The 25,193-nt window shown below is 54.1% G+C and carries 18 protein-coding genes; 16 read left to right on the forward strand and 2 right to left on the reverse strand.

Annotation, left to right across the window (positions count from 1 at the left end):
* The first annotated feature begins 191 nt into the window (after positions 1 to 191).
* The 12 genes from FYJ53_RS01635 to FYJ53_RS01690 all read left to right on the forward strand — a co-directional run bounded on the left by FYJ53_RS01635 (position 192) and on the right by FYJ53_RS01690 (position 19,446).
* Positions 192 to 512 (forward strand): hypothetical protein, encoded by a 321-nt coding sequence (locus FYJ53_RS01635; protein WP_013382362.1) that lies wholly within the window; start codon positions 192 to 194, stop codon positions 510 to 512.
* Between the two features lie 301 nt (positions 513 to 813).
* Entirely contained in the window at positions 814 to 1,296 is a 483-nt protein-coding gene (gene ispF / locus FYJ53_RS01640; RefSeq protein ID WP_148429855.1) for a 2-C-methyl-D-erythritol 2,4-cyclodiphosphate synthase, read from the forward strand.
* Positions 1,297 to 1,325: 29 nt separating this feature from the next.
* Positions 1,326 to 2,012: a 5'-methylthioadenosine/adenosylhomocysteine nucleosidase gene (locus tag FYJ53_RS01645; RefSeq protein ID WP_090414789.1), complete on the forward strand. Its 687-nt coding sequence runs from the start codon at positions 1,326 to 1,328 to the stop codon at positions 2,010 to 2,012.
* A gap of 18 nt (positions 2,013 to 2,030) precedes the next feature.
* The gene (alr, locus tag FYJ53_RS01650; protein ID WP_052237269.1) at positions 2,031 to 3,230 is read left to right on the forward strand and encodes an alanine racemase; all 1,200 of its coding nucleotides are present in this window, start codon (positions 2,031 to 2,033) and stop codon (positions 3,228 to 3,230) included.
* 60 nt (positions 3,231 to 3,290) lie between these two features.
* Positions 3,291 to 4,166, forward strand: coding sequence for a YitT family protein (locus FYJ53_RS01655; protein WP_052237270.1), 876 nt, complete (start codon positions 3,291 to 3,293; stop codon positions 4,164 to 4,166).
* Between the two features lie 232 nt (positions 4,167 to 4,398).
* A complete protein-coding gene (locus FYJ53_RS01660) occupies positions 4,399 to 5,208 on the forward strand; it encodes a transketolase (RefSeq protein ID WP_038352503.1) in 810 nt (269 codons plus the stop codon).
* Between the two features lie 2 nt (positions 5,209 to 5,210).
* Positions 5,211 to 6,152, forward strand: a complete 942-nt coding sequence (locus tag FYJ53_RS01665) for a transketolase family protein (RefSeq protein ID WP_038352504.1) — start codon at positions 5,211 to 5,213, stop codon at positions 6,150 to 6,152.
* 634 nt (positions 6,153 to 6,786) lie between these two features.
* Positions 6,787 to 8,220, forward strand: coding sequence for a helix-turn-helix domain-containing protein (locus FYJ53_RS01670; RefSeq protein WP_090414784.1), 1,434 nt, complete (start codon positions 6,787 to 6,789; stop codon positions 8,218 to 8,220).
* A 10-nt stretch (positions 8,221 to 8,230) separates the two neighbouring features.
* The gene (locus FYJ53_RS01675; protein WP_038352506.1) at positions 8,231 to 10,099 is read left to right on the forward strand and encodes a YfjI family protein; all 1,869 of its coding nucleotides are present in this window, start codon (positions 8,231 to 8,233) and stop codon (positions 10,097 to 10,099) included.
* A 293-nt stretch (positions 10,100 to 10,392) separates the two neighbouring features.
* On the forward strand, positions 10,393 to 15,177 hold the full coding sequence (locus FYJ53_RS01680) for a Cna B-type domain-containing protein (RefSeq protein ID WP_154556904.1): 4,785 nt from the start codon (positions 10,393 to 10,395) through the stop codon (positions 15,175 to 15,177).
* Between the two features lie 156 nt (positions 15,178 to 15,333).
* Positions 15,334 to 16,956 (forward strand): CTP synthase, encoded by a 1,623-nt coding sequence (locus tag FYJ53_RS01685; RefSeq protein WP_073383556.1) that lies wholly within the window; start codon positions 15,334 to 15,336, stop codon positions 16,954 to 16,956.
* Positions 16,957 to 17,496: 540 nt separating this feature from the next.
* Positions 17,497 to 19,446 (forward strand): NAD(+) synthase, encoded by a 1,950-nt coding sequence (locus tag FYJ53_RS01690; RefSeq protein WP_148429851.1) that lies wholly within the window; start codon positions 17,497 to 17,499, stop codon positions 19,444 to 19,446.
* Between the two features lie 39 nt (positions 19,447 to 19,485).
* On the opposite strand, the gene FYJ53_RS01695 is transcribed toward FYJ53_RS01690, so the two are convergent.
* The gene (locus FYJ53_RS01695) at positions 19,486 to 20,223 is read right to left on the reverse strand and encodes a 1-acyl-sn-glycerol-3-phosphate acyltransferase (protein ID WP_090414778.1); all 738 of its coding nucleotides are present in this window, start codon (positions 20,221 to 20,223) and stop codon (positions 19,486 to 19,488) included.
* 80 nt (positions 20,224 to 20,303) lie between these two features.
* A complete protein-coding gene (trmB, locus tag FYJ53_RS01700; RefSeq protein WP_148429849.1) occupies positions 20,304 to 20,963 on the reverse strand; it encodes a tRNA (guanosine(46)-N7)-methyltransferase TrmB in 660 nt (219 codons plus the stop codon).
* 648 nt (positions 20,964 to 21,611) lie between these two features.
* Between trmB and FYJ53_RS01705 the strand changes: the two genes are divergently transcribed.
* The 4 genes from FYJ53_RS01705 (at position 21,612) to FYJ53_RS01720 (ending at position 25,156) form a co-directional block, all read left to right on the forward strand.
* Entirely contained in the window at positions 21,612 to 22,256 is a 645-nt protein-coding gene (locus FYJ53_RS01705) for a B12-binding domain-containing protein (protein WP_074617960.1), read from the forward strand.
* Positions 22,243 to 22,968 carry a GntR family transcriptional regulator gene (locus tag FYJ53_RS01710; protein ID WP_148429848.1) on the forward strand — a complete coding sequence of 242 codons (726 nt, stop codon included), beginning with the start codon at positions 22,243 to 22,245 and terminating at the stop codon, positions 22,966 to 22,968. Before FYJ53_RS01705 ends, FYJ53_RS01710 begins: the two co-directional genes overlap by 14 nt.
* A 9-nt stretch (positions 22,969 to 22,977) precedes the next feature.
* Positions 22,978 to 23,661 (forward strand): GntR family transcriptional regulator, encoded by a 684-nt coding sequence (locus FYJ53_RS01715; protein WP_013382342.1) that lies wholly within the window; start codon positions 22,978 to 22,980, stop codon positions 23,659 to 23,661.
* Positions 23,662 to 23,866: 205 nt separating this feature from the next.
* Positions 23,867 to 25,156, forward strand: a complete 1,290-nt coding sequence (locus FYJ53_RS01720; RefSeq protein ID WP_090414768.1) for a nitrate/nitrite transporter — start codon at positions 23,867 to 23,869, stop codon at positions 25,154 to 25,156.
* Positions 25,157 to 25,193: the final 37 nt, after the last annotated feature.

Below are 25,193 nucleotides of genomic sequence, written 5' to 3' on the forward strand. Positions count from 1 at the left end.
CATTTCTCCGCTTTCTTTCAAAATCCTTTGACATCATTTATCACAGATCTTGCCCATTTTCGCATTTGTTCTTTCCCTTTCAAATTTATTAATTATTCATTAATTCGTACCAGCGGCGGTGAAGCTTTTTCCGATTTATGGTATAATAGAGCCATAAAAGTCCCGGTGGGACAACGGAATGGAGGCGTGAAATGGCAAAGAGCAGTAAGGTTGATGCTTATTTATTTTGCATGAACTGTGATAAGGAAACCGAGCATGAAATTGATTATCTGGACGGGCAGATCCATAAGATTACCTGTAAGAACTGTGGGATCGGTATTCAGATTAACCAGGAATATGTCAAGGAACACTACAAAGATGATTTTATTTCCCGGGTAATGTCGAAGCCGAAGCGGATGACAAAGGAAATGGAGGCAGACCTTAACGGCTTCTTGCGTTCACTGCCTTACCGTGTGATTACCAAGCCTTACCGGGTATATAAGGAATTCTCGGAGGAAGATGAAATCCGCTGAGTGTTCGATGAGAATGCCTTTAATTTTGTAAAAATTGGTATCCGCTAAACCCGCTGTTGGCGGATGAATGGCAGAACTATTTTTACTTAATTAAACATAATGGACGTATTTTTGGTTTTTCGGAAAAACCGTAAATTTGCATAGGATTACATGTGTTTTTGTTCAGGGATTCTCTATGCAAATCTTTTAGAATATGATAAGATTCAGCTATCGGGAGCATTGCTTTTTTCAGGGTGAAAAAGGCAGGTCTGCCCGGGCAATTTCAGAAATAATGATGACAAACATTCGTGGAGGTAACCCTATGAATCCCTTTCGAGTCGGACTCGGTTATGATGTGCATCAGCTGGCAGAGGGCCGCAAGCTGATCCTTGGGGGTGTGGAGATTGAGCACACCAGGGGACTGCTCGGTCATTCGGACGCGGATGTGCTTGTCCATGCCATTATGGACGCCATGCTGGGGGCGCTGGCCCTCGGTGACATTGGAAAATGGTTTCCGGATACGGATGAAAAATATAAAGGTGCGGACAGCATCGGCCTGTTGGCTGAGGTGGGCGCTCTGATCGCTGAAAGGGGCTATGAGGTGGGCAATATTGACGCCATCATTGTGGCCCAGGCGCCCAAATGCGCCCCCTACATTGAGGCCATGCGGGAGAATATCGCAAAGACTCTGGGGGGTGACCGGGACCAGGTCAGCGTGAAGGCGACCACTGAGGAAAAGCTTGGCTTTACCGGGCGCCAGGAGGGCATTGCCGCCAAGGCAGTGGTGCTGCTGGTTAAAAAATGAGAATGAAAAGAAGAGAGTGGAGATAGATTATGATTGGAATCATTGCGGCACTGAAAGATGAAGTGCGGGACATCAAAAACAACATGACACAGGTCGAGACCAGTGAGAAGGCGGGAATGACCTTTTATAAGGGCATGCTCTACGGCAAGCTGGTGGTGGCTGTGATGTGCGGCGTGGGCAAGGTCAACGCGGCGCTGTGCACCCAGGCTCTGGCAGACCTTTTTAATGTGGACTGTGTGATTAACGTGGGCGTGGGCGGCGCTGTGGCCAAGGGCCTGACCGTGGGCGACATTGTGATCTCGAAGGATTCGGTCCAGTATGATATGGACGCTTCAGCCTTTGGACACCCCAGAGGCGAGATCCCCAACATGGACATGACCTTTTTCCCGGCCGACGAGCGGCTGATTGAACTGGCCAAAGAGGCGGCCGCCAAGGTAGGGGCGGCTGCCCTGGTGGGCCGTGTGATGACGGCTGACCTGGGGGTTGATTCCCAGGCGCTCAAGCAGGAGCTGACCGAGCTCTTCGGCGGGGCCTGTGTGGAGATGGAGGGCGCGGCCATCGGCCAGGCAGCCTGCATCAATCATATTCCCTATATCGTGATCCGTTCCATTTCAGACAATGCGGACGGTGATCTGGTAGAAACCTACCAGAATAATTTCCAGATGTCTGTGGTCAACGCAGCCAAGATGGTGCTGGAAATGGTTAAAAATTACTAAAGACAGAAGGTGTTTCCCTTGGATCTTTTTGATGATTTTAGTGTAGTCCCGGCCCACCGGCCTACCTGGGCGGAGATCAAGCTTGAGAACCTGCTCTTTAACCTTGAGCAGATAAAAAAAGCGGTAGGGCCAGAGGCCCGGATCATGGGCGTGGTCAAGGCGGACGCCTATGGCCACGGCGTGGATGTGGCCGAGCTCCTGCAGGACGAGGGCGTGCCCTGGCTGGGAGTCGCTTTTCTGGACGAGGCCATCGCCCTGCGCCAGAAAGGGATTGACCGCTGCGATCTCTTTATTCTGGGCTACACCGGCGCCGACCAGATTCCAGAGCTGGTGGAATGGGATGTGACGCCTGGGGTTTATCAGCTTGAGTTTGCCCAGGCCCTCTCGGACTACTGTGTGGTCAATGGCTCGGTGCATCCGGTCCATATCAAGGTGGACACCGGCATGGGCCGGATCGGCTTCCGGTGGGATGAGGCGGTGGAGGCGGTCCTGAAGATCGCAGAGATGCCGGGCATCCGCATCGAGGGGCTTTACACCCACTTTGCCACTGCGGATGAAGGCGACAAGGACTTTACGCATTTACAGCTCATGCGCTACGCTCAGGTGGTCAAGGCGCTTTCCGATAAGGGCGTTGAGATTCCGCTCAAGCATGTGGAAAACTCAGCCGCCATCATTGATTTTGATAAAACGGTTTTTAACATGGTGCGGCCGGGCATCATTCTCTACGGCCACTACCCCTCAGACGAGGTGAAAAAGGAAAAGCTTGGGCTAAAGCCGGTTATGAGCTTTAAAACCAGAATCGTCCATATCAAGACCATTCACGCGGGGGACTCGGTGAGCTATGGACGAAAGTTCACGGCTGAGTGTGACCGAAAAATCGCGACACTGCCGGTGGGCTATGCTGACGGCTACAGCCGGATGCTCTCCGGAAAGGGTGCGGAGGTACTGATTAACGGCTACCGCGCGCCTGTTGTGGGGAATATCTGTATGGACCAGTGTATGGTTGATATTACAGGCCTTGAGGGCGTTTCGCTCTATGATGAGGTGGAGCTTTTCGGGGAGAACCTCCCCGCCGAGGAGCTGGCTGAAAAGCTGGGCACCATCTCCTATGAGCTGCTCTGTATGGTCAACAAGCGGGTTCCCCGCATTTATGATTTTATGGGTGAGAAACATCTGGAGGTAGAGATACTGAACGATGGATTTTTTGGCGGCCTCTGACCGCTGTAAAATTTATGAGGTTAGGCCGGCCGGCGGTGTGTCGGCCGATGTGATGGGGAAATGGAAAACAAAATCAAAGATAATAAGGTCGCCCGTACCATTTTTGAGTACGTGGGCATTTTGTTCGGGACATTTATGACAGCCCTGGCTGCCAATATGTTCATGATTCCCAATAAGCTGGCACCCGGGGGCTTCAGCGGGCTTGCCACTGTGCTCTACTATGTGACGGGGCTGCCGGTTGGGACGGTTACCTTTGTATTCTCTGTGGCCACACAGCTGATCTCGCTCAAAGTGCTGGGCAAGAGCGTGGGCCTCAAGAGCTTTGTCTGTACCCTGGCCTACGGGGTTCTGGTCGATGTGATGGCAGGTGTGATACCGCCCTTCTCAGACGACGTCCTTCTGGCCAGTATTTTCGCCGGCGTCCTTTACGGGGTCGGCATGGGCGTGCTGTACCGCATGGGCGGCTCCGGCGGCGGGACAGACCTGCTGGCCCGGATGCTCCATAAGGTCACAAAGCGCCTGACTCTGAGCACCTGGATCATGTGCATTGACTTCTGCGTTGTCCTCTTTGCGGGGATCGCCTTTAAAAACATTTCGATCATGCTTTATTCCATCATCGTGCTGTTTTTATACACGCAGGTCATGGATTTTGTCATCGCGGGCAACAATTACGCCAAGGCGGCCAACATTGTCTCAGACAAAAGTCCGGAAATCTGTGAGCGCATCCGCACAGACCTCAACAAGAGCGCCACGATTTTTCACGCCTACGGCGCGTATTCGGGGCAGAGCAAGGATGTGGTTTACTGCATTGTCTACAGAAACCAGATCGCTAAGCTCAAAAGCATCATCTATGAGATTGACCCGAACGCCTTTGTAACCCTGGCCGATACCCAGGAGGTGCTGGGCGCAGGGTTTAAGAATTTCAATGGAGAATGAAGAATTGAGAATGGAGAATTGATGAACCCTTTTTCTATCGAAAAAGTGATTAAGACAGCGGCCGCAGGCCGCCATTCCATTCAAAATGCGTTGCATTTTGTTCCTCTAATTCTCCATTCTGCATTCTCAAATCTCCATTGGCAAAATTTGCTTTCTTATTAGGAAGGCATATAAATTACCATGTTTGTTCGCACTTTGCGAAGTGCTAAAAATATTTTAGAAGGAGTAACATATGGAAAACTTAGAAAAAACAGCAAAAGGTATCCGCCGGGATATCGTGAAAATGATTGGTAAAGCCGCTTCCGGTCATCCGGGTGGATCTTTATCAGCAGTTGAAATTTTGAGCTTGTTATATTTTGAAAAGATGAACGTTGATCCAAAGGATCCTAAAAAAGCAGACCGCGACCGTTTCGTCTTGTCAAAGGGCCATGCCGCACCGGTTCTGTACGCAACCCTGGCAGCAAAGGGCTTCTTTGACGCATCCGAACTGGATAACTTACGTCAGGTTGGTGCCATCCTTCAGGGCCACCCGGACATGAAGAAGATTCCGGGTGTGGATATGTCCACCGGTTCTCTGGGCCAGGGTATCTCCGCTGCTGTCGGTATGGCGCTGGGCGCTAAGATTGATGCGGCAGACTGGAAAACCTATGTGTTACTCGGCGACGGCGAACTCCAGGAAGGCCTGGTCTGGGAAGCTGCCATGTCCGCAGCCCACTACAAGCTGGACAACCTGATCGCCTTTGTGGATAACAACAACCTGCAGATCGACGGCGCCATCACAGACGTTATGTCACCGTACCCGATTGATGAAAAATTTGCGGCCTTTGGCTGGAATGTCATCAACATCGCAGACGGCAACGACTTTGATCAGTTGCGCGAAGGCCTTGAAAAAGCTTATGCCTGCGAAGGCAAGCCTTCTGTTTTAGTCTGCAAAACCGTTAAGGGCAAGGGCGTTTCCTACATGGAAAACAATGCTGGCTGGCACGGTAAGGGACCAAACGCGGAACAGGTTGAAATTGCACTGAAAGAACTGGAGGATTAATCATGAGTAAAAAATCAACAAGACAGGCGTACGGCGAATATTTAGCAGTGCTCGCCGAAAAAAATAAAGATATTGTGGTTCTGGACGCGGATTTATCCGGCGCGACCAAAACCTCTGAATTTAAAAAGGTGATGCCAGAACGTCATTTTAACGCCGGTATCGCAGAATGCGACCTCATGGGCATGTCCGCTGGCTTAGCCACCACAGGCAAGATCCCGTTTGCCAGCACCTTTGCCATTTTCGGCGCTGGCCGTGCTTTTGAAATCATCCGCAACAGCATCTGCTATCCAAAGCTGAACGTGAAGATTGCCCTGACCCATGCGGGGATCTCCGTCGGCGAAGACGGCGGCTCCCACCAGTCTGTGGAAGACGTTGCCCTGATGCGCGCGGTTCCGAACATGACCGTTCTGGTACCGGCAGACGCCACTGAAACACAGCGCATGATGGACGCAGCCGTTGCCATCGACGGCCCGGTCTACATCCGCTTAGGCCGTCTGGACACCAACGTGATCTTTGACGAAGACTATGAATTTGAAGTCGGCAAGGCATCCGCATTAAAAGAAGGCCACGACCTGACCATCATGGCTATGGGCTTAATGGTTGAAAAGGCTCTGGAAGCCGCTGACATCTTAAAGGCAGAAGGCATCTCCGCTCGCGTCCTGAACATGGGCTCCATCAAACCCATTGACCGTGAAGCCATCGAAGCAGCCGCCAAAGAAACTGGCGCCATCGTCACTGCTGAAGAACACAGCATCATCGGCGGCCTGGCCGGCGCAGTCTGCGAAGTTCTGGCAGAAACCACTCCGGCACCGGTTGAAAAAGTCGGCGTGATGGATCAGTTCGGCCAGTCCGGCAAAGCGCTGGAACTGCTTGAAAAATACAACCTGACTACTGGCGCCATCGTGGAAGCCGCCAAAAAGGTCGTGGCACGCAAAGCCAAATAAAGATACCGCATGAGAGGCAGGGTCTGAAACAGACCCTGCCTCTTTTTTAAATGGAAAATTTCCGATTTATTCAAAGGGTATCGCGGCGATACGGGCTGAAGGGACGGGACTCTGGGATTGGCGGTCTTGGTATCCCTACCTGTTCCGACAGCGAATTAATTTTTATTTAAGAATTGAACATTTTCAGGTTGAAACATTTGCGTTTAAAGAAAATTAAGCAAAGGGACAAGTTTTAGGGAAGAACTTTTTTGTAAAAACCCTGTAAAAAATCTTTAAAATTAAAAAATATCTTTGCCACACTTTTTGCCACATATTGAAATCCCCGCAAAACTCTGATATGATGAGATTACATTCTGGTGCTGTGGACGCCACAGACCGGTAAAACATGTCCAATCTCTACAGTTTATCCCTTGATGCCAAAGACTGCTCCGAGGCATCATGCCGGACTGCTCCAAATTTTCCGGTTTAAACTGTTTGGTGAAAATACTGCCATTGGCAGTATTTTTTTGGCTGAACTGTAGAACGTTTGCAAAAAATTCTCTTATACTTGAGAATATTGACATTGTATTTTACCACAAATAAATATATAATATTTCTATTAATCTTTAAATTCACGTCTGAAAGGAGAAAGCCCATGTCGCAATTCAGTGAACGCCTGACAACTTTAGTTGAAGCAACGGGATTTTCCATCTATCAGCTTTCCAAAAAAGCCAAAATCGACCGCTCCACCATCCACAAGGTCATGGTGGGCGAACGCGTGCCCAGCGCCGATTTCTATAAAAAGCTCTGCCGCTCCCTGTTACTGACCCCCTTTGAAAAGAGCGAGCTCGACGATCTCTACAAGATGGCCAAGATCGGCGATAAGGTCTACTACCGGCGCAACAGCGTCAAGCGGCTCGTGGAGGAGCTGGCCGGCAACACCTACGCCCCCACCGAGGACATCGCAGACCGCGAGTACAAGGCCTTTCCCGTACTCCAGCACGGGACACAGGTCATCGAGGGCAAAAACGACATCAACAGCGTGATCATTGATGTGATCAACGACGAGATTTACCACAGAGAGGCGCCGCACCTGGCCATCGCCCTGGATTTTGACCACCAGTTTGTGTACGAGTACCTGTACAACGCCTTTGTGTGCACTGCCGAGGCAGTGGACATCGAGCACTTTATCTACCTGGAAAAGGAGAGCAGCCGCCATGACGCCATCCAAAAAAATCTGCGCCACCTCCAGTACATTCTGTCCTTCAGCCTGTGCGGCCGGGACGGTTATCATCCCTACTATTCCTATACCGGTGCCGACCCTGCCCAGGCCGTTACCACCTTTCTGCCCTATTTCATCATCACCAACCGCCATGTGCTGAAGCTGTCCAGAAGCTTTAAAACCGCCATTTTGTATGATGATGCTCCCATTGTGGACTTTTATCAGAAATCAGTGGACCGCCTCTGCCGCGGCCTGCCACTGCTTACCCGCAGGACCGACAACCTTGAGGATATGTATGGCTGGACCAGAGAGAACCTGGGCGACGCCAGTCTGGAGCCCCACCCCTGCCTGACCCTCTGCCTGACCGACGAGCGCATCGAGTCTCTGGTGCGGCCAGGTATCCCCGGAAGGGAGGCTGTCTGCGCCCTGGCGCGCGAGGTTTACGGCCCTTACAGCCGTGGCGAAAAGCCCTTGCCAAGGTCCTTCTTTTCCCGGGAAGGGCTGAGGGCCTATGTCGAAACCGGGCGCATCTGTTACTTCCCGGAAAGTCTGGTGCGCTGCTGCACCAAAGAGGAGCGGCAGGTCTTTATGCAAGAGCTGCTGGCAGCTGTGGAGGCCGGTGAGACGGCCTTTACCGCTATGGATTCTGACAAATTCAGGACGCCCCTCAATGTGGAGATCATTCTATCCGACACCCAGCAGGTGGTGGTCCAGCGCTTCTGCAATGACAGCCAGCGGCTCAACGCCGTGGTCATCGACGAGCCCGGCATCTGCGAAGCCTTTTCCGATTTCTTTGACTATCTGCCCGAGAGCGATCTGACCCTGAGCCGGGAGGGGATGATTGACCTGCTGAAAAGCTACTTATAAAGGAGAATCCATGAAAACCGACGACGTAAACAACCAGGCGCTGACGCCAGAACAGGCCAAGGCCCTGGAGGAAAGCCTGGAGAATATTAACGCGGCCCTGGCCGTGGAGGAAAAGGACCGGGAGCCCGGAAAGCCCTACATCAAACACACACACCGGGTCACCCATGAGACCATTACCCTCTGCGACCCTAAAACCGGCAAGGAGCGGAAACTCACCGATGAGGAGCGGGCGGCCATGACCACTGTGGAGGAGACTGTGCGCTACTATCCCGACTTCCGTCTGAAATGGGGCGAATACCTCTGCGATCCCGGCAAAGGCTGGACTCTGGAGGACTATGAGCACTACGAAGAGCGCATGAAAGAGTACGCCGAGACCGGAAGCGTCCGCGCCGAGTGGGGACGGCTGAGACCCCTGACCGAGGAGATCGAGCGCCCCGCCTTCCCCGTGAACGCCCTGCCCGAGCCCTACGCCTCCTACACCGAAGCCCTGGCCGCGAGCCTCCAGGTGCCCGTGGACATGGTGGGCGTGTCCGTGCTGGCCCTGCTGGGCGGCTGCCTGCAGAAGCGGTACGAGATCAACGCAAAGGATAAATTCACGGTGCCTCTGGGACTGTACACCCTGGTGGTGGCCGACCCCGGCGAGCGGAAATCCAGTGTCTACGACGAGGTGGTGCGCCCAGTCAAGGACTACGAGCAAAAGCTCTGGAAAGAATATCAGAAGAACCAGTTCGATGACGAGCTGGAGCAGGAGCTGGCAGAGGAAGCCTTTAAGACCGCCAAGAACCAGTACAAGAAATGCAAAGAATCCTCCGAGCGGGAGGCACTGAAGGAAACCATGCTCGAGCTCAAGGAAAAAATCGCCTTTTTCCAGAAAAAATGCCCGCCCTGCCTGTATATGGACGATACCACCAACGCGGCCCTGGAACAGGAGCTGGCCCGCAACGGCGGCCGTATGATCATCATGTCCGATGAGGGCGACCTGTTCGCCAACATGATGGGCCTGTACACCGGCGGCCAGCATACCCTGGGCGCTCTGCTCAAGGGCCACACCGGCGGCAGCTCCAAGACCCACCGCGTGGGCCGCGACCCCGTCCACCTGCCCGCCAGCAACCTGAGCATTCTGCTCATGGTCCAGCCCATCATCATCGACACCATTATGGCCGACCCTGTGATGCGGGGCCGCGGCATGAACGCCCGCTTTCTCTACACCATGCCCAAAACCAGGGTGGGCGAGCGCAACATCGAGACCGCCCCCGACGTGGACCCCAAAATCGACGCGGACTACTACAACGCTGTCTACAGCCTGTACGCAGACAACCACATCACCCTCGAGCCAAAACCCAGGCAGCTTGAGCTGAAGGACAGCGCTCAGATGGCCTATATGGCCTATGAGACTGTGTTTGAGCGCCGTCTGAAAGGGGATATGAAGGATATAAGAGACTGGGGCAGCAAGCTCGGCGGCGAGATGCTGCGCCTGGTGGGCATCCTTCAGTGCGCCGCCCACCCCCATGCCATCCTGGAGACCCCGGTGGCCAAGGAAACCGTGGATCAGGCCTACAAGCTGGCCCGCTATTTCGGCGAGTACGCACGCATCATCTATAATATGGGCGAGGGGATGGACCCGAATATGGGCGTCTGCCGGCGGATTGTGGAGGTGGTCCGGGCCCAGGGGCTCAAAACCTTCTCGAAAACCGAGCTCTTTGGCATCTCACGCATGGGCTGTAAAAAAATTTCAGATCTGCTGCCCTATCTGAATATTCTGGAAGACTACGGCTATCTGAGAAGCGGCCAGTTCACCAATGGAAACCGCACCTTTACAGGCTACCAGGTGAACCCGGCAGTGTTTGAAGCCCAGGAGGTCATCCATAACAACGCATAACCACTGACATTTTTATCAGGAGCCCCAAAACCTGCAAAGCAGGATAAGACTCATTAGGCATTTTTATGTAATGTTTATTTTATATAAATATTATATTATAAAAATGTCTTTTTTTCATTTTCAAGATTGAATTAAAGGTATACGGTTTGGAAGTTAGTGGCTATGCGTTGTTATGGCCTAAATTCACCCCAAAAGATAAAAAAGCATCCCGCCCAAATACTTGATTTTTCCTTAATTAGATGGGTAAAACTCTTTAAAAGATTAATTTTTACCATTAAGAAAAGGAAAATAAAATGAAAACACATCGCTTACCGATCCTCCGGACCTTTTTATTCGCAGTGCTGCTGCTTCTGGCGGGCCTGCTTTTCTGGTCTGCGCCGGTGCGTGCAGAGGGCAGCCGCGAGCTGGCAGCCGAGGGCGGCGACCGGCCCTACACCGAGTGGTACGACCACAAGGACGCGGGCGTGCTGCGCCATCAGATCGTCAAGGTCTACGCCAAGGCAGGGGAGACCCTGTACTTTGGCTCCAGCGTCACCGATAATGTGAATAAGCAGGACATTGTCATGCGTTATACCGGCGCCGATGACTCGGGCTACGAGCCCTTTACCATCGCGCCGGGCCAGCAGGGCATGGAGCTTGTCTATGACACCAACACCGGCGACAATGCAGGCTATCTCATGAACCGCGATCAGGAAAAGGCCGGCCCGGACATTGCGGGCACCGGCACGGGCTACAAGCCCCTGGTCTTTAAAGTGATCGAAACCGGCAACTACGAGTTTGAGTTCCACGCCCGGCTGGACAGCGGCAACCGGAACAACCCCCGCCCCCTGAACGTGGACAGCAACGACGCCTGGAAGGCAAGCGGACAGGGCGACAGCACCGTGGCGGCCTGGGACGTGACCGTGGCCAAGGCGGACGGCACCCAGGTGCCCGGAAGGGTATTCACCCATTTTCTGACCCTGAACATGGGCAACAACGGCCGCAGTCTGGAGTCCAAGGTGCGGGTGCTCACCCTCGACGGGTTTCAGTACTGCGTGGATATGAACGGCATGGACCCCTTTGGCTTTATTTTCTTTGCCAACAACCGCGGCCTGGTCGTGGATGACACCAACAACAGCTATTACCACTCCTTTTACTCCGACAATCCAGGACAGGGCGTGGACATTGACACCCTCATCAACCATGATCCCTCCCTGCAGCTCAACTCACCCATTGTTCCGGACAACGGCCTGGACATCAATGACCGCATCTTCTTCAACACACCAGATACCGAGCTGCTGGAATCCCTGGGGATGGCCCAGGAGCCAGACACCAGCGGCACCGTGAGCGGTTTTAAATTCACAGGCTTCAAGGAAGGCTTCGGTTACGTGGGCGAGGGCGGCACCTTTACCTTTAACGCCCAGAACATCAGCAGCTATGAGCTCAAAATTGACCTGCGGAGCTATCAGGAAAAACAGGCTGACGGCAGCTATAAAACCGTAGATCACGGCATTGTGACCATTGGCAACGCCTGCGTCGACGGACTCAACAGCGTATCCTGGGACGGCAGGGACGCGGACGGCAACGTGCTGCCCGCGGGCAGGTGTGACCTGACCCAGGTGACCCTTCAGGCCCGGGGCGGCGAGGTTCATCTGCCGTTTCTGGATGTGGAAAATAACCCGGGCGGCATCATCGTTGAGCGCTGCAACGGCGGCGGCACCGATGCCGAGCGCCACACCATCGACTACAACAATACCACCGTCCCGGCCCTGAACGGCCCAGACGCCGACCAGAGCGCAGGAGTGGACAGCACTGGCGGCGCCATGAAATTCTCAGGCAACAAGGGCAACCGGACCATCCTGGACGTCTGGGCCTATTACAAAATCGGCGATCCGGGCAGCCTGAGCACCAGCCTTGAGCTGATCCCAAGAACCGACGACACCAACGGCGAGATCCGCGGCCTGGTCTTCTACGACAGCAACAAGGACGGCATCTACGCCAAAATCGACCAGGATTACCCGCTGCCAAACGTGACGGTCGAGCTGCTGGGGCCTGACGGCAAAACCCTTATCGCCACCACAACCACCGACATTTCCGGCAGCTATGTGTTCACCAATGTCCCCTTCTCAGAGGACGCCTACCGGGCACAGGTGGTCAGCCCCTATCCGGGCATGAATGCCTGCACCACCAAGGATAAAACAGACGCCACAAAGACCAATGAGCTCCAGTTGGACACCGTGGACCCGGCCACCCCCAACGTGACCAACACCGACGTCGGCTACTACGTGCCCCCGGAAACCATCAGCATCCCAGTGCAGAAGCTCTGGAACGATGTGGACGACACCAGCGCCCGGCCTGGCGAGATTGTGGTCAGGCTGCTCAAGAACGACAAGCCCACTCTGGAAAGCCTGACCCTGAACGCCGGGAATGGCTGGAGGGGCAGCTTTGACAACCTGCTCAAATTTGAAAACGGCAAGGCCATCCAGTACACCATTGCCGAGGTGACCGTAGACGGCTACACCAGCCAGACCCAGGGCGATATGACCTCAGGCTACACCCTGGTCAACACCCGCGTGGGCAAGACCAGCCTGTCCGGTACCAAGACCTGGAAGGACGGCGGCAGCGCCCGGCCTGAGGTCACGTTGACCCTTAAAGCGGGCGGTACCCCGGTTGCAGGCGCGGTGCCGTCCTGGGACAAGACCGGCGACGTCTGGACCTGGAGCTTCGGCAACCTGGACAAGTTTGACGGAAGCGGCCGCCTCATCACCTATACCGTGGAAGAAGCCGTTCCCGACGGCTACAAGGCCGAATACGACGGCAATAACATCACCAACATCCGCTTTGGCACCACCGAGGTCACCGGACAGAAGACCTGGCAGGACGGCGGCCAGAACAACAGCCAGCGCCCCAATATTACGCTCACCCTCAAAGCAGACGGCGAGGTGGTGAAGGATGCAGTGCCATTCTGGACCTACGGGGGAAGCACCTGGTCCTACACCTTTGAAAACCTGCTGAAATACAACAAAGAGGGCCAGCTCATCACCTACACGGTAGAAGAAGCCCCCATGGACGGCTACACCACTACCATGAACGGCAACGACATTACCAACACCCGCACCGGCGTCACCAGCCTGGAGGGCAAAAAAATCTGGCAGGATGACAACAATGCGGACGGCACACGCCCGGCTGAGGTCACCGTCCAGCTCATGCAGAGCATTGACCACGGCGCTCCAGTGCCCGTGGACGGCAAGACCGCTGTGACAGACGAGGCAGCCGGCTGGAGCTACAGCTTTACCGGCCTGCCCGCCTACGACAGCCAAGGCCGCGGCATCATCTACACTGTGGCTGAAAAAGGCATTAATGCGGATGATTACGCCACCAGCTACGACGGCACCGACATCATCAACACCCACCCGGCCAAGCCCACCATCGAGGTGGCCGGTGCCAAGACCTGGGAGGACAATAATGATGCCGAGGGCCTGCGCCCCGACAGCATTACCGTTTACCTGATGAAGGACGGCGTAGAGGCCGCCAGCCAGACCGTCACCGGCCCGGACTGGCAGTACCGCTTTGAGGGCCTGGACCCCGGCACCGGAGACAACCCGGTCCGCTACACCGTCAAAGAAGCCCCTGTGGACCACTACACCACCCGCTATGACGGCACGGACATCATCAACACACGTATCCCGACCATCACTGTCTCAGGCACCAAAACCTGGAAGGACAGCCACAGCGCCAACAGGCCTTATCTGGACCTGATCCTCATGGCAAACGGCGTGGAACAGCCCGATAAGACGCCAGAGTGGAGCAAGCAGGACGGCGATGTCTGGACCTATGAATACCGCAGCCTGGACAAATTTGACGCAGAGGGCAAGACCATCACCTACACCGTAACCGAGGCCGTCCCAGCCGGCTACGGCGGCTATCAGGACCCGGAGAACCCCTTTAATTTCACCAATATCCGCGACGAGGTCACAAGCCTGCACGGCCGCAAGACCTGGAGCGACAAGAACAATCAGGACGGCATGAGGCCCGAGAGCGTCACCGTCCAGCTCATGCAGAGCATCGGCGGCGCAGCCGCCACACCGGTAGAAGGCCAGACCCGGGTCATGTCCGCGGAAAATGACTGGACCTATAATTTTGAACGGATCCCGGGCTACAACCAGAACGGCGACGCCATTGTCTATACCGTTAAAGAAATCGACCTGCCCGATGGCTACAGCGCCGACTACAACGGCAGCGATATTGTCAACGTGCACCCGGCCAAGGAGAAAATCCAGATCAGCGGCACCAAGACCTGGGGTGACGACAACGACGCCTCCGGCAAGCGCCCAGGCAGCGTCCGGGTACACCTCATGGCAAACGGCGTCGAAATCGCCGCCCAGACTGTCTACGGGCCGGACTGGCAGTACGTTTTCGAGAACCTGGACAAAACAGGCGATGACGGCAGCCTGGTGGCCTATACCGTGGTCGAGGACCCGGTTCCGGGCTATGACACCATCTACAACGGCTACAACATCACCAACCAGTGCCGGGACTGCAGCGTGCCCCCAGAGCCCAGCAAGCTCGGCAGCATCAGCGGCAATGTCTTCTACGACGACAACTGGGATAAGAAATGGGATCACGACACCGAAGCCCCGGTGGGCAACATCGTGGTTACCCTGTACAATGAAGCCGGGGACAAGGTGGGCGAGACCTTTGCGGACAGCAGCGGTTACTACCGCTTCACCGGCCTGGAATACGGCGCGTACACTGTGAGCGTCAGCGACCGCGGCGACGGCTATGTCTGCACAACCGAGAACCAGCAGCAGAAAATCATTCTGGACGCGCCGGAGCAGGAGGCCGCAGATGTTGGTTTTGCGAAGAAGGAGCCCCCAGTCGATCCGCCGGTAGACCCACCTGTGAACCCGCCGGTCAACCCGCCGACAGACCCGGGAACCCCGGATATTGTGCCGCCTCAGAGTTTTGAGGTGCCGCCGCAGGTGCCTGCCGCCTCTGTGAACCCGAACACCGGCACAAAGGCTGCCTATGCAGGCGTGTTCGGCGCTGTACTGCTCCTGGCAGTCACCGCTGTTTTAAGGAAAGTGCGCAGACGGTAGGAAAGAAACCAGAAAATTCTCAGGAATTTTAAAACTTTCCCTTGCACTTTTTGAAAGAAAAGGTAAAATAGAAGATATATAATGTTAATTGCATCACTGCAAAAAAAAAACCACTTTTTTGCAGTGATTTTCTTTATTTTATCATCAGGAGGCGTAATGAAAACAAAGTATATATTTGTAACCGGCGGTGTGGTTTCTTCACTTGGAAAGGGGATCACCAGTGCATCCCTGGGGCGTTTGCTCAAGGCCAGAGGCCTGAAGGTGTCCATTCAGAAATTTGACCCCTACCTCAATTATGATCCGGGTACCATGAGCCCGTACCAGCACGGCGAGGTCTTCGTGACCGATGACGGCGCAGAGACCGACCTCGACCTCGGCCACTACGAGCGTTTTACCGATGAAAGCCTGGGCCAGTACAGCAACGTGACCACCGGCAAGGTCTATTGGAATGTCATCTCCAAGGAACGCCGGGGCGATTACCTGGGCGGTACCGTACAGGTTATCCCGCACATCACCAATGAGATCAAGGAAAGCATCCTGCGCGTGTCTGAGAGCGCAGCCAACCCGGACGTGGTCATCACCGAAATCGGCGGTACGGTGGGCGATATTGAGAGCCTGCCCTACCTGGAGGCCATCCGGCAGTTTGAGGGCGACCTGGGTCCGGAAAACGTGCTCTATATCCACGTCACCCTGCTGCCCTACCTGGGCAAGGCCGGCGAGCTCAAGACCAAACCCACCCAGCACTCGGTCAAGGAGCTGCGCAGCATCGGCATTCAGCCGGACATCATTGTCCTGCGCTCCGAAAAGGAAGTAGAGGACAGCCTCAAGGATAAGATCAGCCTGTTCTGCAACGTGGACAAGGACGCAGTCGTCACCAACCTGGACGCGCCGGAGCTGTACGAGGTGCCGCTGATGCTTGAGAAGGAAGGACTGGCCCGGCTGGTCTGCAGCAAGCTCAAGATCCGCTGCAAGGACCCGGACCTCACCGAGTGGAAGGAGCTGGTCACCCGCGCCAAGAGCCTGGAAAACAAGGCGACCATCGCCCTGGTGGGCAAGTACGTCGAGCTTCATGACGCCTACCTGTCCGTCGCCGAAGCCCTGCGCCACGGCGGCATCGCGAACAACGCCGAGGTCACCATCAAATGGGTGCACTCCGAGGATTTAAACGAACAGAACGTGGACCGTATCATGAAGGATGTGGACGGCATCATCGTGCCCGGCGGCTTTGGCAACCGCGGCATCGAGGGTAAAATCGAAGCGATCCGCTGGGCCCGCGAAAACAAGATCCCGTTCCTGGGGCTCTGCCTGGGCTTACAGCTCACTGTCATCGAGTTTGCCCGCAATGTGGCAGGCTTAGAGGGCGCCAACAGCATCGAGCTGGACGAGGAGACACCTTACCCGGTTATCAGCCTCATGGAGGAACAGAAAAAAATCCAGAACATGGGCGGCACCATGCGTCTGGGCGCTTACCCCTGTGAGCTCAAGGAAGGCTCCCGCGCCTGTGCGGCTTACGGCGGCGCCAAGACCATCGAGGAACGCCACCGCCACCGCTACGAGGTCAACGACGAGTATATTCAGACCCTGGCCGAAAAAGGCCTGGTCTTCTCCGGTATGTCACCCGACGGCGTTTTGGTGGAAATGGTTGAGCTCAAGGAGCATCCTTTCTTCATCGCCACCCAGGCTCATCCGGAATTCAAATCCCGCCCGAACAAAGCCCACCCGCTTTTCAGCAGCTTTGTGGAAGCGGCCATGAACTACAGAAACAAGGGAAGCCGGTAATTAAAAAAAGGGGTATCGTTAGGATACCCCTTTTTTAATGGAGAATGGAAAATTGAGAATGGAGAATTAAAAGTCCAAATGTGCTTTGCACATTTGATTAAAATCAATTTGGCAAAGCCAAATTGCACCATAATTCTCCATTCTGCATTCTGCATTCTCCATTGAAATTTTCCCTCTTGACACAAGATATAGGCCTGTGCAAAACTGTGGATAACTTTTGTTTTGTTTATAAAAACCGGTTAAAAATGTGTAAAACTGTGGAAAACATCCGTTTTTCCTGTGGACAATGTTTATAACTTGGTGGGTAACTGTGAAAATCCCCATAAATCCATTGTTGAAAAGTGGAGAATCTGTGGATAAGGTTCTGGAAAAGTTTATGCACAACTTGTGGATAACCCCCCGTAGTTATCCACACTTGTTCATAAATCCGATTCGCGGTATAATGAGATAAAAGCAAAACTATATCTTGGGGCAGGCTTTTCACACCATACTTTGTCCGTCAAAAAAGATAATGTTTTCAATGAAAAAGAAAGGGTAAATATGAAAGATTTAGGATATATTCGCACCGCCTGCGCGGTGCCGGTCATCAAGGTAGGGGACTGCGCGGCCAACGCGGACGCGGTCATCGCGCTGTGTGCAGAAGCCTTTGAAAAGCAGGTGGGCATCGTGGCTTTTCCGGAGCTGTGCGTTACGGGCTACACCTGCGGCGACCTGTTTTTCCAGCGCACCCTGCAAAAGGCAGCGGCAGCGGCTGTGGATAAAATCAGGGCGTGGTCTGAGGGCAGAGCCATGCTCATCGTGGTGGGCGCGCCTGTGGCTGTGGGCAGCGGGCTGTACAACTGCGCGGTCGCCATCTCGGACGGGGAGATCCTGGGCATTGTGCCCAAAACCTATGTGCCGGACAATCAGGAATATTATGAAAAGCGCTGGTTCCGCTCCGCCGGGCAGCTGCGCGTATCCGAAACCAGCTTCTTTGGGGAGCCGGCGCCCATGGGCACCGGGCTTCTGTTCAGCCACGAGAGCTGGGAAGAAGTGGTCGTGGGCATTGAAATCTGTGAGGACCTGTGGGCGCCGGTACCCCCGAGCAGCTATCAGGCCGCGGCTGGGGCCACCATTATCGTGAACCCTTCGGCCAGCAATGAGATCATCGGAAAGAGCGCGTACCGCAGAGACCTGGTAAGACAGCAGTCTGCCCGCTTAAACGCCGGGTACCTGTACTGCTCCAGCGGCTATGGCGAGTCCACCACCGACCTTGTCTTTGGCGGCGACGCTCTTATCTGTGAAAAGGGCATGCTGCTGGCCCGGTCGCGCCGTTTCCAGACCGAAAGCCAGCTGGTGGTGGCCGACATGGACGTGGAGGCCATCCTCCATGACCGCCAGCTCCAGACCTCCTTTGGCGATTCGGTGGATATTCTGGAGGGGCGCGTGTATGAGGAATGTTTCTTTACTGCCTGCGATGCCCAGGACTGCCTGCGCAGTGTGAACCCACAGCCCTTTGTGCCTGCGGACACAGCACGCCGCAACGAGCGCTGTGAGGAAATCTTCAATATTCAGACCATGGCTCTGGGCAGCCGTGTGGCCCATATCGGCGACCCGGCCATGGTGGTGGGCATCTCCGGCGGCCTGGATTCCACCCTGGCGCTGCTGGTGTGCGTGAACGTCTGTGACCAGTTCGGCATTGACCGAAAGCGCATCCACGCGGTCACCATGCCGGGCTTTGGTACGACTGACCGCACCTACGACAACGCGGTCAGCCTGATCCGTTCCCTGGGAGCCACCTTCCACGAAATTTCGATCAGGGAGGCGGCCACACACCATCTGGAGGACATCGGCCATGACCTGAGCGTCCACGACGTCACCTATGAGAACGCCCAGGCCCGGGAGCGGACCCAGATCCTCATGGACCTGGCCAACCGCCTGAACGGCCTGGTCATCGGCACCGGCGACCTGTCCGAGCTGGCCCTGGGCTGGGCTACCTACAACGGGGACCACATGTCCATGTACGGGGTTAACGGCGGCATTCCCAAGACCCTGGTGCGCTACCTGGTGCGCTACGTGGCCGACGAAAACCCCGACGAAGCGATCCGCCGGATTCTCTACGATGTGCTGGATACGCCCGTATCGCCCGAGCTGCTGCCCCCGGACGCATCGGGCAAAATCGCCCAGAAAACCGAGGATCTGGTGGGCCCTTATGAGCTCCACGATTTCTTCATGTACCATGTGCTCAGGAACGGCTACAGCCCGGACAAGATTTACTACCTGAGCCGTCAGGCCTTTGAGGGGGCCTATGACGACGCCACCCTTTACAAGTGGCTGCGCAATTTCTACTGGCGCTTCTTTACCCAGCAGTTCAAGCGCTCCTGCCTGCCCGACGGCCCCAAGGTGGGCACCGTGTCCCTGTCCCCGAGGGGGGACTGGCGCATGCCCTCAGACGCAAAGGTGGAGGAATGGATGCGCGTGCTGGACGCTCTCCAGCCAGACAAGGCGTGAAAAAAAGAGGTACGGTCTGTTTTGGACCGTACCTCTTTTTTAATGAAACCCCTCGCCGTCCATGGCTTCAAGCCCCTCGCGCACTTTTTCCTCTGCCAGCTTTGGCAGGTTTTTCCAGTCGGCCCGGGTATAGTCCTCGGTGTCGATGGGGGGCAGTACCTTGATGGCAACGTGGGCCGGATGAATCCAGAGATTGTCGCGGCCCATGAGTTTGTCTGTATCCTTCATGCAGAAGGGAACCACGGGCACCTTGTTGTTCTGGGCGATTTTAAAGGCCCCGGGCTTAAATTCGCCCAGGTACCCGTCCTTGGTGCGGGTGCCTTCTGGAAAGACAACCATGGAGTAGCCCTCGGCCACCCAGTATTCCGCCTCTTTGATGTTTTTGATGGCCTCGCGCGGGTTGTCCCGGTCAAGGAACACACAGTGCAGCTCCTCCATCCACGCGCGGATCAATGGGATTTTGCCGATTTCTTTCTTGGCCACCAGCGGCTTGGTGTCATCACCCAGATAGCCCAGAACCAGGGGAATGTCAAAGTAGCTGCGGTGGTTGGAAACATAGACCGCAGGCTCCTCAGGCATGTTCTCAAGCCCCTCCACCGAGACTGTGCCCCCGGCCGTGCGGATCATGCTCCTGGCCCAGGGGCCGACCGCCTTTCGGACGACTGCGTCATGGGCGGCACGATCACCCGCTTTCGCAAGCCTGCGGGCCTTAAAACGGCTGGGTAAAAGGGCCAGCTGATACAGCCAGAAATGGATAAACCATAGAATTGTTCTCAAATTTGTCTCCTCGTAATAAATATGATGTTTTTCGAAAAAAAGATACAGTGTTTGACATTTTCAAATTTGTGTCAGGTTTTTCATTCTCCATTGATTTCCGCGATCGCCAGCTTAATCTTGATGCCCTGGTCAGCAAACATACGCTCGTGCTCGGTCACGATGTTGCCCGGATATTCATCCGACGCGTGCAGGTCCCGGATGAGGGTGGTCACCCGGAAGCCCGAGTCCTCAAAGTATTTCAGGGACGCCTCAAACAGGGGATCGTCGTCGGTCTTGAAATGGATCTGCGCCCCGGGAACCATGATTTTTTTATACTGCTCAAGCTGGCGGGAGTGGGTCAGCCGCTTTTTCTGGTAACGGCGCTTGGGCCAGGGGTTGCAGAAGTTAATGTAGATCCGCTCTACCGCATCCTCTGGCGAGAGCATCTCCCCGATACGGGCGATGTCCCAGGCGGTCAGGCGGACGTTATCCACCGCTTTGGGCGCGTAGGCCTGCTCCACGTTGCGCTTGGACAGCCCCAGCACCGCGTCGATCATGTCCACCGCCAGGTAGTTGACCTCTGGATGGCGTCTGCCCAAAGCGGCGATAAAGGTGCCCTTGCCGCAGCCCAGCTCCAGATGCAGCGGCGCTCTGCGCTCAAAAGCGTCCTGCCAGTGTCCCCGCAGTTCAGGGGCTTCCGGGATAAAAAAACCGCAGGCTAAGAGCTCCGGCCGCGCCCAGGGTTTTGGTCGAATATGCATAAATGCCCTCCGTCAATTGTTTTGTTCAAAAAATGGGATTAATTCCTAGGATATATTACCATTTGCCCCGTCATCCGTCAATTTTAAATTATTATCCGAAGTGTTAAAAAAAGTAAAGCTATTTTTGTGGGATCTGTGATATAATTTGGCTAGACAAGTATACTACAGCGGTCGTCGATAATGGGCAAACTGCTGCGTTGCAGACTATTTTAAATTCAGTTACATATTATGAATATGCGCCTTCATTTAAAAAAGCCTGCGCCTTGCATTTTGCCCATTCTCTTAGACCGTTGGTCGTCCGGCCGTCGACAATGAGCAAACTGCTGAAAAAGTGGCGAAGTCCGAGACTGTGCCTTTTATCCAGATAAGAAAAAAGGTCCAGGCGCTGCGGTAAACGGCTACGAATCGTGCCGTACGATTGGAAGAGCCGGACACTGTCGAGATAAAGCGTTAACTTTAGTAAGGAAGATACCATTGTGGGAGCAGTGGCCGCAGGACGCTTTTTTCTTCCTTAGGTAAAAGGCTTCGTCTCTTAAGGTTTTTGACATGCCGTAGCGGTCGAAAGCTGCTGTCTAACTCGCTTGAGCCTTGGCGAAAGCGTTCCATAACTATCAACTATCAATTATATAAAAATTTGGAGAGAGCACTATGTTAGAAATGTTAATCAACGCCATTGAGGAGCTGGATGAAGAAAAGGTTCTGAAGATTGTGAAACGCTGCGTGGCAGCGGGGACACCGCCTAAGGATATCTGGATGGCCCTCAATAAGGGGCTGGAAAAGGTCGGTCTGCGCTATGAGACCGGCGAGTACTCCATCGCGGACCTCATGGTCGTGGGTATTATTTTTGAAAATGTGCTGGAGTACACCAATATGTGTGATATTTACGACAGCATCGAAGCCGGGGAGTTTGGAAAGACCATGCTGCTGGGCACGGTCGAGGGGGATATACACGACATCGGAAAGTCGATTTTTAAGGGCGCCATGCAGGCCGGCGGTTTTATTGTCAGGGACCTGGGTGTGGATGTCAAGGCCCAGGATTTTGTGGAGGCGGCCAGGAAGTACAAGTGTGAGATCATCGGCCTGAGCGCTGTGCTCACTGACTGTATCCCCTCGGTCAAGGAAGTGGTGGACGCCTTTGTGGAGGCGGGCATGCGGGACCAGGTCAAGATCATTATCGGCGGCTGTGTGGCCAACAAAACCGTCAGTGATTTCGTGGGCGCAGACGCCTATACCAAATCGGCCATCAAAGGGGTGGAAATCTGTCAGGGATGGTTAAAAGATGAGCAAAAATGAAGTCAAATACCTCAACATTGCCGATTCCATTAAGATCAAGATTCTCAGCAATATCTATAAGCCCGGCGACCTGCTGCCATCGGAGAACGGCCTCTGCGAGGAGTACGGTGTCAGCCGTATGACCATCCGCAAAGCCATCGAGGTGCTCATTGGCGAGGGGTACCTGATGTCGTCCCCGGGCAAGGGGACCTATGTGCGGGAGTACTCTCTGAACAAATTTGAGGTGGGCTTTAAAATTGACGAGATCATCCGCGGGGGCTACAGCCATGCCAAACTCATCCACGCCAAAATCATGGCGCCCACCATCGAGCTGGTCTACCACCTTCAGGTGGCCCCCAAGACAAAGATTGTCTGCATCCGCTCCATGCTGTTCCAGGGAGATCGGCCTGTGGCTTTGGATGAGAAGTACATTCCTTATTTTCCGGGTATGAACATCAAGGAGGACAGCTTCAGCTACCGCGATATGGTCAGTATCATTTTTGGTGAGAATTACGGCTTTGGCTACTGGGAGGAAATCTTTGTCACCGGTGTGATGACCGACGCCGGGATCGGCGCCTTTTTCGAGGAAATGACCGGGGAGCCCCAGAAAAAGCAGAAGTTTATGATGCTCTTTGAGCAGAAGCTTTACGATTCCGACGATATTCCCATCGGCTACGGAAAGCTGTATGTGGAGAGCGATCTGTGCCGTCTCCGCGGCAATTCCAGAGTGTAGAGGTGCGCTGTGAAGACCTATGAATTTATTCTGAATGACATTCAGGCCAAAATTGAAAAAGGCGACTACAAGCCTGAGGAACAGCTCCCCTCGCTGCGGGAGTTCTCGAAAATTTACACGACCACGCCGGTCACGGTAAAGAAAAGCCTGGCGATTCTGGAGGAGCGCGGTTATGTGTATGTGGTGGACCGCAAGGGCTTCTTTGTGAGCTCAGGCAACCATAAAACCTACACCATGATCTTTCATGAGACCAAAAGCATCGACCATCTGACCGACATCCGCCTTGAGACCATTGAGGAGGTGAGCAGCGGGGCTCTTTGGGATCGGTTTGGACTGGAGATTCCGTCTCAGACCCGCTGTCTGCGGGCTGTGCGGATTCTGTATAACCGGGATATGCCCATTGGTCTGGATGTCAAGTACATTATCCACAATGTCCGGAGTGCCTCGCCGGTCCGAAACCCGGAGCGCCTCATGGATTCGCTGAACCTGGTGCTGGGCAATTACGATATTTACAAGGAGCTTGAGATCACACTCATGACGGACAACGCCCCGGTCCGGGACAGACTGTTCATTGACGCCGATGACGGAGTCTTTGAGTTCAGGCAGACCTACCGCACTGAGAGCGGACAGCTTGTCGGGGTGTCGGAAACTTATGTGCCCTGTGAGGAAATGCAGTTGAAAATGAAATATTAAAGACAAAGGGTATCGCCGCGATACCCTTTGTTTTTTGCACAGGTGAACCTCATTGTTCTATTGATATATACAGTTATATCATCTGTTATATATTTTTTGATCAAATTCTATTGACAGAAACCGTTGCACGTGTTATAGTTGTAGCATACTTGTATATGACACATGGTCCGGACCCAAGTGTTATCAGTTTTTATGGAGGGGAAAAATGAATAAAAACGAAGTAACAAACGAAAGCATCAGCGGCTTTACCCGGAACGCGGTAATCGGTATTATCAGCTCCGGTGCAGTAGTAGTTTATCTGACATTTCTGATCCGGTACGTCTTTTATGAACCGGTTTTACAGAGCCTTGCGCTCTCAAACGAACAGCTTGGTGTGCTCTACGGCCTTTATGGCACAACGGCCATGATTTCTTACCTGCCCGGCGGTATTCTGGCAGATAAAATTCGCGTCAAATACCTGGCGACTGCCGGTTTTGGTCTTTCTGCAATTTTAACTTTCTGGTACGCGACACTGCCGAGCTATGAGACTCTGAAGGTGATCTTCCTGCTCATGGGGGTCTGCACGACCTTTATTTACTGGGGCGTCCGCTATAAGGGTATCCGCCTTGTCAGCACAGACAACACCTATTCCAGAAATATCGGCATCAGCTACGGGATCGTCGGGATTCTCGGCTTAGTGGTCAACTTCATTTCCATGTGGATTTTCGACCTCTTTGCAGATCCGGCTTCCGGCTTCAACATGGTGCTCATGTTCTACGCATTCTTAAACATCGCCTTTGCCCTGGCATCCTTCTTCCTGATTCCGAAATTTGAAGGCGAAATCATCAAAACCAAGAAAAAATTCGATTTATCTGAGCTGGTGGCAGCCATTAAGCACCCTGGTGTATGGCTGACAACCCTGTGCATGTTCTTTACCTATACGGTTTATACCTCACTCAGCTATACGGTGCCTTACGTACAGGCGGTATTTGGCGCCAGCGTCGCTATGGCTGCGCTCATGGGCAATATCCGTATGTACGGTACGTCGCTCTTTTCATCACCGATCATCGGGGCTCTGGCGACAAAGATCAAATCACCGGCCAAAACCATCCTGCTTTGTATGGCCATCACGGCCGTCTGCCTCTTTGTCATCGTTCTGGCACCGCAGACCGCAGGCTTTATGATTCCGGCCATTATCCTGATCATGATTCTGTCCTTCTTCTTAAGCGGGGCATATGGGGTTGAATCCTCCCTGTTCACAGAAACCAAGGTGCCGGCAGCTATCTTCGGCTCTGCCTCGGGTATTCTGTCACTGATCGGCTTCCTGCCCGATATGTTCGTATCACCGATCGCCGGTAAATGGCTGGACAGCTATGGAAACCAGGCCTATACCTATATCTTTATCGCCCTGGGCGTCAGCGCGATCCTGTCTATGGGCTGCGCACTGCTGGTACTGGTCTACAATAAGAAAAAGGGGATCTCAATCGAAGAACCCACTGAAAAAACACAGGCGTAAGCCATTCAAAAAGAATCTGAGAATTATAAGGAGACAA

The organism is Eubacterium sp. BL-380-WT-2B, from assembly GCF_009696115.1.
GTDB lineage: Bacteria > Bacillota > Clostridia > Eubacteriales > Eubacteriaceae > Eubacterium > Eubacterium callanderi.